Here is a 460-nt window from a genome sequence, read left to right as displayed (position 1 = left end):
TCAGATACACGAAGCCCCGCGCCATCGGGATGTAGCTGGTGTCGAGTGCCCACACCTGATTGGCGCGGTTGATCTTCATTCCCTGCAGCAGATACGGCCAGATCTTGTGCTGCTTGTGGCCGCGGCTTTGCGTCTTGAGGGAATAACGATACCTGCAGTCCTCGCAACAACGATTTATCGATCGAAGATCGGTAGCGAAGTTGCCCGCATTGCGTAAAGCAGATCCTGGGATCGTCTCGAGCGGAGTGTGATGTGCCTCTCAATAGTCAGCTGTTGGATCAAGCCATTCCCTCCTCTTCCAGCGCGCCGCCGACACGTCGGCATCGTTTAGATGCGGCTAACACAACCTGGACATCAAGCCATAGGTTTCGTATCCTGGGCGCATGTCGAGAAGAAAAATCAGCAACGAACTGTGGGCGGCGCTGGAACTGTCGATTCCGGCATTTACGCCGTCACCCAA

1 protein-coding gene is annotated in these 460 nt (G+C 55.4%); it reads left to right on the top strand.

The features are described from left to right. Nucleotides 1–217: hypothetical protein (locus AB3X86_RS38370; protein ID WP_368599912.1), on the top strand; the 217-nt coding region annotated here is incomplete at its 5' end. Nucleotides 218–460: the final 243 nt, after the last annotated feature.

The organism is Paraburkholderia sp. BR14374 (assembly GCF_040948685.1).
Taxonomy (GTDB): Bacteria; Pseudomonadota; Gammaproteobacteria; order Burkholderiales; family Burkholderiaceae; genus Paraburkholderia; species Paraburkholderia youngii.
This window is presented reverse-complemented; position numbering and strand designations above follow the sequence as displayed.